This window comes from Lysinibacillus sp. fls2-241-R2A-57, from assembly GCF_030209535.1.
GTDB lineage: Bacteria > Bacillota > Bacilli > Bacillales_A > Planococcaceae > Lysinibacillus.
Map to the genome: position 1 here is coordinate 1 of NZ_JARVRU010000026.1, position 12400 is coordinate 12400.

Annotated in this window: 12 protein-coding genes and 1 riboswitch; of the genes, 5 read left to right on the forward strand and 7 right to left on the reverse strand. The window is 36.9% G+C overall.

Features of this window, described 5'->3' with window-relative positions; translation table 11 throughout:
* Positions 1-261 precede the first annotated feature (261 nt).
* The 5 genes from QRN68_RS04985 to QRN68_RS05005 form a co-directional block, all read right to left on the reverse strand.
* Positions 262-1395 carry a GerAB/ArcD/ProY family transporter gene (locus QRN68_RS04985; RefSeq protein WP_285395642.1) on the reverse strand — a complete coding sequence of 378 codons (1134 nt, stop codon included), beginning with the start codon at positions 1393-1395 and terminating at the stop codon, positions 262-264.
* Positions 1396-1419: 24 nt separating this feature from the next.
* Positions 1420-1656 carry a hypothetical protein gene (locus QRN68_RS04990; RefSeq protein WP_285395643.1) on the reverse strand — a complete coding sequence of 79 codons (237 nt, stop codon included), beginning with the start codon at positions 1654-1656 and terminating at the stop codon, positions 1420-1422.
* Positions 1657-1813: 157 nt separating this feature from the next.
* Positions 1814-3370, reverse strand: coding sequence for a spore germination protein (locus tag QRN68_RS04995; protein WP_285395644.1), 1557 nt, complete (start codon positions 3368-3370; stop codon positions 1814-1816).
* Positions 3371-3917: 547 nt separating this feature from the next.
* Positions 3918-4031, reverse strand: coding sequence for a YjcZ family sporulation protein (locus tag QRN68_RS05000; RefSeq protein ID WP_285395645.1), 114 nt, complete (start codon positions 4029-4031; stop codon positions 3918-3920).
* A 168-nt stretch (positions 4032-4199) separates the two neighbouring features.
* On the reverse strand, positions 4200-4391 hold the full coding sequence (locus QRN68_RS05005) for a hypothetical protein (protein WP_285395646.1): 192 nt from the start codon (positions 4389-4391) through the stop codon (positions 4200-4202).
* Positions 4392-4766: 375 nt separating this feature from the next.
* On the opposite strand from QRN68_RS05005, the gene QRN68_RS05010 reads away from it, so the two are divergent.
* The gene (locus tag QRN68_RS05010) at positions 4767-5813 is read left to right on the forward strand and encodes a nitric oxide synthase oxygenase (RefSeq protein WP_285395647.1); all 1047 of its coding nucleotides are present in this window, start codon (positions 4767-4769) and stop codon (positions 5811-5813) included.
* 31 nt (positions 5814-5844) lie between these two features.
* On the opposite strand, the gene QRN68_RS05015 is transcribed toward QRN68_RS05010, so the two are convergent.
* A complete protein-coding gene (locus tag QRN68_RS05015) occupies positions 5845-7077 on the reverse strand; it encodes a CynX/NimT family MFS transporter (RefSeq protein WP_481817432.1) in 1233 nt (410 codons plus the stop codon).
* Positions 7078-7228: 151 nt separating this feature from the next.
* A riboswitch (Lysine riboswitch) is annotated at positions 7229-7406 on the forward strand.
* 85 nt (positions 7407-7491) lie between these two features.
* Here QRN68_RS05015 and QRN68_RS05020 point away from each other — a divergent pair.
* The gene (locus QRN68_RS05020; RefSeq protein WP_285395649.1) at positions 7492-8955 is read left to right on the forward strand and encodes an amino acid permease; all 1464 of its coding nucleotides are present in this window, start codon (positions 7492-7494) and stop codon (positions 8953-8955) included.
* Between the two features lie 115 nt (positions 8956-9070).
* On the opposite strand, the gene QRN68_RS05025 is transcribed toward QRN68_RS05020, so the two are convergent.
* Positions 9071-9199 carry a hypothetical protein gene (locus QRN68_RS05025; RefSeq protein ID WP_285395650.1) on the reverse strand — a complete coding sequence of 43 codons (129 nt, stop codon included), beginning with the start codon at positions 9197-9199 and terminating at the stop codon, positions 9071-9073.
* A 354-nt stretch (positions 9200-9553) separates the two neighbouring features.
* Here QRN68_RS05025 and QRN68_RS05030 point away from each other — a divergent pair, with 354 nt between their 5' ends.
* The 3 genes from QRN68_RS05030 (at position 9554) to QRN68_RS05040 (ending at position 12392) form a co-directional block, all read left to right on the forward strand.
* Positions 9554-10480, forward strand: a complete 927-nt coding sequence (locus QRN68_RS05030; protein WP_285395651.1) for a serine hydrolase domain-containing protein — start codon at positions 9554-9556, stop codon at positions 10478-10480.
* A 279-nt stretch (positions 10481-10759) separates the two neighbouring features.
* Complete coding sequence (locus tag QRN68_RS05035; RefSeq protein WP_285395652.1) at positions 10760-11452, forward strand: response regulator transcription factor; 693 nt, start codon at positions 10760-10762, stop codon at positions 11450-11452.
* 4 nt (positions 11453-11456) lie between these two features.
* Positions 11457-12392, forward strand: a complete 936-nt coding sequence (locus QRN68_RS05040) for a sensor histidine kinase (protein WP_285395653.1) — start codon at positions 11457-11459, stop codon at positions 12390-12392.
* Positions 12393-12400 lie beyond the last annotated feature (8 nt).

A 12400-nucleotide genomic window follows, 5' to 3' on the forward strand; every position in this document is an offset into this window, starting at 1 on the left:
TAAGACACCGCCCTTTCACGGCGGTAACACGGGTTCGAATCCCGTAGGGGTCATCAAGCATGTTGCACATTCGTGTAACATGCTTTTTCTTATGCTTGTAGATGACTAAAGCATGTAAATAATCTTATGACGCTTGCATTTGCTAGAAATAATACTTATAGCTAACGCTTTGCTTTCGCTACAAAAGACATTTGCTGAAAGAAGTTAAAATGCAAAACTGCACACCCAATTTATTAATAGGATTAATAATGGATGTGCGATCTAGGTTGTACCGGAGTCTTTATTATTTAATGTATCATTTTCAGGGCCCTTAATATTTCTTAATTTCGCGATAATAAGTAATAGTAAAGGAAGAAAAAGGGCAAATAATGAAATATATAAGGGCCAAGTTTCTTTATTATATTTAGTAGAGTGCATAATATTTGGATGTACAATTTGAGAAAGTGCAACTGTAATCATCCCAAGTGGAAGGATTAACCGTCTGTGATCATTAATTTTAAGTATTTGTCCTAACCCCTTTACGGTTGCGTAAAAATACACGGAGGCTCTGACAAATATCGTGACCATCCAAATAAAAGCCATAATAACTTCAATACGTTGCAGGAAATTACCAATCGAAATTCTTTGCGCTAGAGTGTAACTAGGAAAGGTTCTAAGAGATGTATTCGTTACTCCCAATACTAAAATTGATAATGCTATAACAATTGTTAAAATTAATCCTCCCACAAGTGTGCCAATATAAAATCCTTTCTCACCGGATTTATAGTCATTGATAGCAGATGGAAAAACCATTAATATAACAACTAATGGAAAAGAGAACAGACCCATAAAATGTAAAATGCTATACATAAGAGGCTTTGGTGAAACTTCTAAAATTGGTTGTACATTTTTAATCTCTATTTCAGGGCTTATAAATAACACAAAAATAATAAATATTAACAGAAAAACGGGGAATAGTATTTCTAATGTACGCGCAAAAACTTCTATTCCTAAATAAGCTGCAAAAAGTATAATAAGGTTAAATAATATTGAAAATACAACTGGCGGCGTCTCTGGCATTACTTCTGTCTGAAGAAAATTTCCGATAAAATATAGTAGCTCACCAGATGATAACAATGTTAAAATGACAAATCCAATGGTAAAAATTTTCCCTAAAAAACTCCCCAATATTTTCTCCGTAATCTCAACAAAGGTTAGAGTAGGCATTTTTTTTACTAAAGCCATAAACAGTTTTAGTATAAGCATACTCAATAACGTACCTATAATTGCTACAATCCAAGCATCCTGTTTTACTTCACTTGCGATGCTTGCAGGGATAATTAAAATACTTGTCCCTACGGTAAAAAGAATTACAATTATTGTGAATTGCCGCGAACTTATCAATTGCTTTTCCATAAATATGCCCCTCTTTTAAAAAAATTATTTTTTTAATAGCGTTGCTTTTAAAAAGTCACTAATTGGATGGAAAATATACATAATTACATCCAGCGGACTAAAGTGTATTACTTTTAAACTTATACCAATATTTAAGGCGACACCGATAGTTAGCAAAAGGGAAAATGTCCAAATTGTTTTAGCATCTTCTTTTTTTAAACTGGGCAGCTCAAAAAAAATAATACAAGCTGTAATAATTAATATTCCTAACACTATAAGCATATAGATTACTCCTTTAATTTTACGTTCTACATAGTCATCCCCAAACCTTGAGTTTTCACATTGACCTTGATCTACCTTTATTTATTATTCGTGTTTACTCCAACAACTACTTCAAATTTGCATTAAGATAATGAGTAAAATCGTTATTTTCATATTGTTAGTGGGCCGGTCGTTTCTTATTTTTTAATTGTTTATGTCCTCTAACATTATTAATTTGGCTAATTAATCGTGGACGAGTTAACAAAGATCGGCGAGAAACAATTATTAGTGCATCTTTTTGATCCTTTGGAATTAATGGTGCAAAAGGACTCATATAAGGTACACCAAATGAACGTAAACTACATAAATGCAAAATAAGAAACATCATTCCTATAAACACTCCAAATAATCCAAACATTGCTGCTAACCCCATTAACGGAAAGCGTAAAATCCGTATGGAGTTAGATAATCCATATGCAGGAAAAAGGAAGCTGCATATCGCTGTTAAGGCTACAATAATAACCATTGATGCCGAAACGATACCTGCTTGTACAGCTGCTTGCCCAATAATCAATGTTCCTACAATTGATATAGCAGGCCCTATCATTCTTGGCATTCGAAGTCCGGCTTCCCTAAGAACTTCAAATGCAATCTCCATAATCAAAGCTTCGACAAATACAGGAAATGGTACACCTTCTCGCTGTGAATAAATATTGATTAGCAAAGAGGTGGGTATCATTTCGTGGTGAAAAGTCGTGAGCGAAATATAGAGAGAAGGGGCAGCTAAGGCAAGACTAATCCCTAAAAACCTAATGATACGAATAAATGAACTGATAAATGGATGTTGATAATAATCCTCTGCGGATTGTAAGAAGGAAGTAAATAATGCAGGTACAATTAAAACAAAGGGAGTACCATCTACTAAAATAGCAATTTTACCTTCTAATAATTCGCTTGCAATAACATCTGGACGTTCAGAATTATAAACAGTGGGAAATATAGAGAACTTTGAATCTTGAATTAGTGCTTCGATATAGCCGCTTTCTAAAATGCCATCGATTTCAATTTGATCCAGTCTCTCAAAAACTTCCTGTACAATTTTTTCATTTGCGATTCCATTTATATACATAACGGCAACGTCTGTTTGAGTGACATCACCAATGACCATAGATTTTATCCAAAGGTTTGGGCTTTTGATTTTACGCCGAATTAAAGCTGTATTAGTTCTCAAAGTCTCCGTAAATGACTCCCTAGGGCCTCTAATGACAGCTTCCGTTGCAGGTTCTGTTATTGCTCTATCCTTCGAACTTTTAGTACTCGTCGCAAGCCCTTTTGCCAGACCATCTAGCAATATAACGGTGTCCCCGTTTAAAATGGCGTTAAATAAAGCAGTAAAATCAGCAATATCGTTAACATGTCCAACTGTTAAACAGTAATTCTTTAAATGTTGATCTAATTCATTGATCGTTGTTTCGGAAGTTTCCTTTAAATCAGATAGGAGAGGTTCTACGATAAAGTCTGAAATTATGGTGTTATCAGCTAAACCATCCGTGTGAATAATAGCGATTGCGATTGATTGTTCCTTTGATTTCCCTATTAATGTTTCTCGTATAATAAGGTCACTACTGTTCCCGAAAGCTTCTTTTATAGTAGTTATATTTTTTGATAGTTTTGTGTTTAATAGTCCCTTTTGAATATAATCTTGGGAGGCATTAGTATTCTCGAAATTATTCACCCCAAATCTCCTCCTCAATAAGTTTTTGAAACTATTAAGAGGATGTACAAATTTATATTTAATTAAACACAAAATTTTAGTTAAAGAGGAAAAACTTTTATCATATGGATGTATAGCTAGATTTAGATTCTACATATGAGGAAATGAAAGGCTCATCACCAAAAGTTGTGGATGACATTTTTTAAAATATATGCGTTATATATCAGTTGATCTTCGTTCCGATTGAGCGACTCCTTGTGGATCAGCGGCTCAGCGGACGCCCCCAGTCGGAACGGAAATCAAAAGAGATCAAGACTTTCATAAATTAAAAGACGTAGAGTGGATTTGATTGTTAGGCATTTCATAATTAGGTGCTTTTTATTATGCTCGCAAAGTCAGATGGATGTATTGAATGTACTTTGTGGGGTTGTATAGGGATGAATACTTTGAAAGAGGGAAAATTAAAAGGATCACGCGGAGGATAGTGACCCTTATTTAATATTTGAAGGTGTAAAGGATAAGCTTGTATGATCCTAATAATTATGAGCATCAGAGGCGGTGTTGGGTATTAATAATATTTTGACATAAAGCTAGCGCCAACAATAATCAGAAGAATGAATAGAACAACGATTAGCGCAAATGATGAACTAGATCCAGATCCAGAACCATATTCTTGAGACATAATTATTCCCCTCCTCTCTAAAATCTATAATATTAATAGTTGTTAAAAGGATTAGCGACATTCATCCACTAAAAAATTTAATTTAAAAAAATATTTTATTTCAGGTGTGTTTATTATTCGCTTTTGTCTATTCTGATTAGTTTAGAAGACACTGTTTTTCGCTACGAGCTACTCGCTTTGTTGCTGTCGCTTCGCTTTCGCACAGATAAAACAATTTGTTGCTGTCGCTTCGCTTTCGCACAGAGCAAGGCTTCCTACGGGTGAGCGTAGAGCCCTTTCCTCCGCTTTGTTGCCGCTGACGCTACGCTTTCTCACAGATAAACAATGCCGCTGAGCTACGCTTTCGCGCAGAAAAAACAATGTTGCTGTCGCTACGTTGCACTACGCTTTCGCACAGAAAACATTCGCTTCGCGTAGGGTAGATAAACAAATCTTTTTTTCAAGCCATAAAAATCTTTCTAACAGGAATACTCCTAACTAACTGGGGATGGTCACTCGAAATAAATATAAAATAAATCAATGACTAATAATTAATATCAGGGCTGATTCTAGAGAAAACGACTTCTAATAAAGTCTTTAAAATAAAGTTTTTGCTATCTAATGAAATTACATGATAGTGACGTATAAATTTGAACAAAGTATTTCATATATGCAATATGTATGTTTTCCAGCAAATATTTTCGTGGTGATTATAGTTCCGTTCCTCTAATATGAGGGTAGATGGAGGAGTTCGACATGAATTTACATGAGATACAGCAGTTTTTAGAACTTTATCGAGTAGAACAAAATGAGTCTAAAACATGGCTAGAAAATAAATTACAGCAAATTAAAATAGCAGGAGAATATATACCGACGACGGAGGAGTTAACCTTTGGTGCACGAGTGGCATGGCGCAATAGTAATAAGTGTATTGGCCGTTTGTTTTGGCAATCATTGCATGTTAGAGATGCCAGAGATACGCTAACGGAAGAGGCTGTGTTCAATGCTTTACTTGAGCATATTCAATATGCAACAAATGACGGGAAAATTCGTCCAACAATCACCGTTTTTGCACCAGGGCGAGTGCGTATATGGAATCACCAGCTAATCCGTTATGCGGGCTATGAAACGGAATCTGGGATCATTGGTGATCAACATTCCGTAGAGTTCACAAAAATATGTGAATCACTTGGCTGGCAAGGCGGAAAAACAGCATTTGATGTGCTTCCGCTTGTTGTACAGGTAGATGGAAGAGAGCCGCAAGTGTTTGCAATCCCTGATGAATATGTACTCGAGGTTCCGATTCGTCACCCTGAAGCTCCTCAAGTCGAGAAGCTAGGGTTAAAATGGTATGCAGTGCCAATTATTTCGAGCATGCGCTTCCAAATGGCGGGTATTGATTTTCAGGCAGCTCCATTTAATGGCTGGTATATGGGCACAGAAATCGGGGCACGTAATTTAGCAGATCATGAGCGTTATAATATGTTGCCTGCTATAGCAGAAATTTTTAACCTCGATACAACAAAACAGGCTTCTCTATGGCGTGATCGGGCACTAGTTGAGCTCAATATTGCGGTATTGCATTCATTTAAAGAAGATGGTGTGAGCATTGTAGATCATCATACTGCAGCTCAGCAATTTAAATTGTTTGAGGAAGCGGAAGCAGCAGCAGATCGTGAGGTTACAGGCAATTGGGCGTGGTTGATTCCACCTCTTTCGCCAGCTACAACTCATATTTACCATAAGCCTTTTGTTAATGCTTACAATACACCGAACTATTTTTATCAGAAACCACCTTATTAATCGAAAAAAGGCAGCATATGAGCTGCTTTTTTTAATTCACATATTCATTTTTAGAAGCCCTAAAAGAACATAAGAACAGTATCAATGCTACGACAACAAAGAGCCAGCCAGCGATGTTCCAGCCGCCGAATAAATCGTGCAAATATCCAAATAGGATTGGACCGGTTGCGGCAAATAAGTATCCTAAGGATTGTGCAAAGCCTGATAAATCAGCTGCTTCAAAGGCTGTACGGGTACGTAGTGTAAAGAACATCATCGCTAATGCGAATGAAGCACCCCCTGCTAAGCCTAGTAGCACCATCCACAGTACTGCGAGGCTTGTCCATTCCATTACTACTCCAATAAAGCCAACTATGTAAAATGACGTAAACATTATTACAAGGGGCCGTTGAGACGTCATTTTACTTGCAATAATAGGCACAGCTAAAGCCATTGGGACTTGTGAAAATTGCATGATGGAAAACATCCAGCCTGCACGATCAGCGGCTAATCCTTGCGCAATGTATATTTCAGGAATCCAAGCAGCAGTTGTATAGAATAATAATGATTGTAATCCCATAGCGCCTGTTACAGCCCAAGTAACAGGTGATTTCCATAAAGGTGTACGTTCTTTCATAGTCTTAAAAGGCAGTTCAGGCTTATTAAATTTCAACTGTGGAATCCAAATTAAAATGGTTAACACCACAAGAACAAGCGCGATAGCTAGTGCACCTTGCCAGCCAAGTGGTGAAATGGCAATAGGATAGCTGATGCCAGCACCTAGCCCAGCTGTCAAATTCATCGACATTGTGAAAAATGCCATAAGTAAACCTACGTGATAGGGAAACTTCAATTTAAGTAATCCTGGAATAAGTACGTTACCGAATGAAATAGCTATACCAATTAGTACAGTTCCAGACACGAGTAAAGCAGTTGTGCCAAGGGATCGTAGTACAATCCCTAATGCTAAAAGAATAGTTGATAAAAATAATGTTAATTCTAGCCCGAATTTACGTGCGACATTTGGAGCAAATGGTGATATGATGGCGAATGCTAGTAATGGGATAGTTGTTAGAAAACCCGCTAGTACATTGGATATGCCGAGATCTTCACGGATAAAGGAAATAATAGGCCCAACAACAGTTAGCGGCATCCGTAATGTAGAGGCAATACAAATTACGCCGATAACTAGTAATAAGGTTGTTCCTCTCCAGCTAATTTTCTTGCTAGGATAAGTATTGGAATGTTCATCAGTAGTCAAATTGATCCCCCCTGTAAGAACGATTATAATTGAACTACTATACCACTTTATCAAATTATTTAAAATGGTTGAAAATTCGTAAAATACAGAACATTAATCAGGTTATTGAAATGTCAAAGGTCGTATGTTAAACTAGTACACATCATAAATTTAATAATTATATGCCTCAAGTTTGCATTGAGGTAGAGGTCGCGTTATTTAAGAGTATACTAATGGAAATGACAAGCATTAGAGAAATTAGTTGAAAGGAAATATCGCCGAAGTGTGAGGGGACTTGAAAACCTCATGCTGGGGCTGTCTCCGAAAGGAACAGAACTGTCACGTTTGGAACAACGTGTTGAGCTATCGTTTTTGAAAGAACTGAGGATTAACTTAGCCATCACTACGTTCATGTGATGGCATTTTTTTTGCCTCTTAAAGAAGGAAGGAAGCTATATCGTGAGTGAAATAAAAGTGAATCAGCTCGGCCATAAAGCGCCGAAGTTGAAAAAAGAATTAAAAAGCCGTCATATTACTATGATTTCATTAGGCGGTACAATCGGTACAGGATTGTTTTTAGCTAGTGGTGGTGCCATTGCACAAGCAGGCCCTGGCGGTGCACTGCTCGCCTATGCATTAATCGGTGTTATGGTGTACTTTTTAATGACGAGCTTAGGCGAAATGGCAGCTTATATGCCATCATCGGGCTCATTTAGTACGTATGCTACAAAATTTGTAGATCCGGCATTAGGCTTTGCACTTGGCTGGAACTACTGGTACAACTGGGCGATTACCATTGCGGCAGAAATTTCAGCTGTATCGTTAATTATGAAATATTGGTTCCCAGATAGCTCATCAGCACTTTGGACTGCTTTATTTATCGCTGTAGTTTTAATGTTCAATCTATTATCGGTAAAAAGCTACGGTGAAAGTGAATATTGGTTTGCAATGATTAAGGTTGTAACTGTAATCGTTTTTATTATCACCAGTTTCTTAATGATTTTTGGTATTATAGGTGGGCAAGCTCCTGTAGGCTTTACGAATTTCTTTATTAGTGATGGACCATTCCACGGTGGCTTCTTTGCTACATTTGGTATTTTCTTAGCAGCGGGATTCTCGTTCCAGGGGACAGAGCTACTTGGAATAACAGCAGGAGAAACGGATGATCCTGGTAAAAATATTCCGAAAGCTGTTAAGTCAGTTTTTTGGCGAATTCTGTTATTTTATATTTTAGCAATTGCTGCAATTGGGATGTTAATTCCATTTACAGACGAACGTTTGTTGTCTGAAGATATCGCTGTATCACCATTTACACTAGTATTCGACCGTTTAGGAATTGCGTTTGCTGCTTCATTGATGAATGCCGTCATTTTAACGGCTATGCTGTCAGCAGGGAATTCAGGGCTCTATGCATCTTCTCGTATGCTTTGGCAATTAGCAGTAGATGGACATGCACCAAAATTTTTCGCTAAACTAAGCCGTCGAGGTATTCCGATTTACGCATTATTGGCGACATTAGCTGTAGGTTCCTTAGCATTTTTAGCTTCATTCTTTGGTGATGGTGTAGTCTATATGTGGCTTCTAAATGCCTCTGGGATGTCTGGCTTCATTGCTTGGCTAGGAATTGCATTTAGCCATTATCGTTTCCGTCGAGCGTTCGAGGTACAAGGCTTGGATCCGAAATTGCTGCCATATAAAGCGAAGCTATTTCCATTCGGTCCGCTATTTGCCTTTACAGTTTGTATGATTGTTGTTATCGGTCAAAACTACACGGCCTTTATGGGTGATAAAATTGATTGGTACGGAGTCGTTGTTTCATACATTGGTATTCCACTGTTCTTACTGTTATGGCTTGGCTATAAAATCAAGCATAAAACAAAAATGCTCCCACTTGAAGAATGTGATTTAAAGGTGGAAGACTAATATTAAAGCTGTTCTATAATCCATTGAATGATGGTTTATGGAACAGCTTTTTTTACTATTTTGCAAAATATCTATAAAACGAAAACATGTCATATGGTAAATTATAGACTAATCATCATAGCGTGTGGTTGATTTCCGTTCCGACTGGGCGCTTTGTTGCTGTCGCTTCGCTTTCGCGACAGAAAACATTTGTTGTTGTTGTTGTTGTTGTTGTTGCCGCTACGCTTTCGCGCAGATAAAACAATTGCCGCCGCTACGTTAGCACTTCGCTTTCGCACAGAGCAAAGCTTCCTAGGGGCGTCCGATGAGCCGCTTGGGCCTACACGATGTAGGTCACGAAGGCGTTATCACAGGATGTGATGTTTTTAGCCTTCGTTCCTCTACCTGCTCGCTCCATGGTCTCATCTGTGACGCTAATCCCCAAAGAGTCGCCCAGTCGGAACGAAGATCAACTAATATACAGAGCATATATTTTAACAAAAGGCATCCGCAATTTTTGGTAAGGAGGCAAATTTTAAATAATTTATTCAGTATAAACGGGCAGCAAAATTGCACGTAAAAACCCAATAGGAGAAGACTAATAATAAGAGGGGGAAAGATGATAGACTATCCATTTTTACAAAACAGATTAAAAAAAGAAAAGATTAATACTTTCTTGATTAATAGTCATGGCAAAACGATATTTCAATACTATAAAAACAAGAAACAACAACAGAAACTTCATAAAATTAATTCTTGCACAAAGAGTATTCTTTCCATCTTATTTGGCATTGCAATAGATCAAAAATATATAGAATCTGTTCATATACCTGTCCATTCTTTTTTTCCTGAACTATTCGAACGGCAAGGTGATAAACGTAAAATGGATATGACAATATATCACCTTTTAACAATGACGGAGGGGTTAGATTTCCCGGAATTTGGTGAATGGAATAGTTTTGCTCCTATGGTATTTCATTCTGATATAGTAAAATTTATAATAGATCGTCCGATGGTGCATCCAGTTGGTTCGCATATGAATTATAACTCGGGTTGCTCCCATATACTATCTGCTATATTGCAGCAAGTGACGAATATGAAAACAAAAGAATTTGCCAATCGTTATTTATTTCAACCATTAGGTATTCTCAAATATCAATGGTATGAGGATAAGAAGAAAATTAGTAAAGGGGCAGATGGTCTTTTATTAAAAGCAGAAGATATGATGAAAGTAGGCCTTTTAGTTTTAAAAAAGGGTATATATAACGAAAAAAGGATAGTTTCAGAGGATTGGATTAACCATTCGATAAAGCCTAATTTAATGACTTATGACAATATCGGCTATTACGGGATGCATTGGTGGGTAAATAAACAGGATGAAACTAAAGCTTTTTCGGTAGATAATCAATATTTCTTTGCATTAGGCTTTGGGGGACAATATATTTTTATTTGGCCAAAGGAAGAACTAGTTATTACTATCACAGGTGACTTGTATGAAACTAGTTTATTACCGCTTCAATTAATAAAGGACTACATCTTGAAATAATCAACAGATGGTAGGGGTGGCCAAACACCTACTGAAATAGAGGAACTCAGTCTAAGAACGCCACGTCCTGTGGCAATTTATTTGTGCGAAAGCGTAGTGTTAACGAAGCGACAGCAACAGGGTTTGTATGTGCGAAAGCGTAGTGTTAACGAAGCGACAGCAACAGGGTTTTGTATGTGCGAAAGCGTAGTGCTAACGAAGCGACAGCAACAATTACGCCAAGGCAAAATCAACCACACGTTATGGTGATGAGCTAATAAAAAGAAGAGGTGCATGAAAGTGCAAAAGCATATTTTACTAGTAGAAGATGATGAAGCCATTCGTGAAATGGTAGAAAACTACTTAATGATGGAGGGGTTCCTTGTTACCTCTGCAATAAATGGGGAAGAGGCATTACAAAATTGTTTAAACAATTCCTTTGATTTAGTGATCTTGGATATTATGATCCCGAAACTTAATGGTTTAGAAGTTTTAAAGATCGTACGAGAACAGGCTTCATTTCCAATTATCATCATGTCAGCCAAAGATAGTGATGTTGATAAAGCGTTAGGATTGGGATTAGGGGCAGATGATTATATCGCCAAGCCGTTTTCGATGCTGGAATTTTCAGCACGTGTCAAAGCCGCCATTAGAAGAGCTACACAATACTCTAATCATGTAGATGATAAGAAAGATGTATTAGAGCTAGATAACTTAACGATAGATCTTGTTAATTTTTCAGTAGAGAAGAATGGGCAAAAAGTAAAGCTTACGTCAAAGGAATTTGCCATCTTAAAATTATTCGTAACAAATCGTAATCGAGTTTTTACAAAGCAGCAAATTTATCAACTGATCTGGAATGATGCTTACTATGGCGATGAAAATATTATTAATGTACATATAAGAAGATTACGCGAAAAAATTGAAGACAATCCATCCGACCCTCAATATGTTAAAACGCTTTGGGGGATTGGCTATAAATTTGAAGGATAAACAGATGATTATAATTCTATTACTCATTATTGTGTTACTCATAGGAATTATTATTTTTCAGGTGAGGGCAAAAAAACAACAAGATGCTACTATTCAATACATGCATCAAAAACTGCAAGCAATCATTGATGAACAATCGAGCGAGAAGATTTTAGTATCTACAGCTAATCAAGAATTACAGCAGCTGCTTATTGCGATGAATGGATTGCTAGACCATAATCAAAAAGTACTGGCGACACATCGAAAAATGGAAAGCTCCATGAAAAAGATGTTGGCCAATATCTCACATGATCTTAAAACACCTTTAACGGTTGTACTAGGTTATACGGAAATGCTACAGCTTAAGCAATCACTTAGTGAAGCGGAGCAGCAACGGTTGCTCACGGGCGTTCATACGAAAACATTGGAAGTATTAAAAATAATCCATACATTTTTTGACTTGGCAAAATTGGAGGCTGGGGATACAGATTATCCAATGACAAAAATTAATGTCAGTGAAATTTGCCGAAAAAATATTTTATCATTTTACGATATGGTCACCTCTATGGGGCTAGAGATAGATATTACAATACCAGAGATATCCATATATGCACTTGGTAATGAAGAAGCGTTAGATAGAGTTCTGAACAATTTACTGTCAAACGCTATTGCCTATGGGGCAGCAGGAAACGTTATTGGACTAACGGTAAGAAATGATGATACTAACATTTTTATTGATGTATGGGATCGTGGTAAGGGAATTGAAGAATATCAAATTGATAATGTTTTTGAAAGAATGTATACGCTTGAGGATTCCAGAAATAAATCCTTCCAAGGTAGTGGTCTTGGCTTAACCATTACAAAACGTCTTGTAGAATTAATGGATGGCTCCATACAGCTCTCAAGTATTCCTTATGAGAAAACCATTTTTACGGTTTCATTAAAACGAATGATGTACTAAACAGTCTT

Coding starts and splice junctions, on each gene's coding strand:
- QRN68_RS04985 (WP_285395642.1), bottom strand. CDS start 1,395: ATGGAAAAGCAATTGATAAGTTCGCGGCAATTCACAATAATTGTAATT.
- QRN68_RS04990 (WP_285395643.1), bottom strand. CDS start 1,656: ATGCTTATAGTGTTAGGAATATTAATTATTACAGCTTGTATTATTTTT.
- QRN68_RS05000 (WP_285395645.1), bottom strand. CDS start 4,031: ATGTCTCAAGAATATGGTTCTGGATCTGGATCTAGTTCATCATTTGCG.
- QRN68_RS05010 (WP_285395647.1), top strand. CDS start 4,767: ATGAATTTACATGAGATACAGCAGTTTTTAGAACTTTATCGAGTAGAA.
- QRN68_RS05030 (WP_285395651.1), top strand. CDS start 9,554: ATGATAGACTATCCATTTTTACAAAACAGATTAAAAAAAGAAAAGATT.
- QRN68_RS05040 (WP_285395653.1), top strand. CDS start 11,457: ATGATTATAATTCTATTACTCATTATTGTGTTACTCATAGGAATTATT.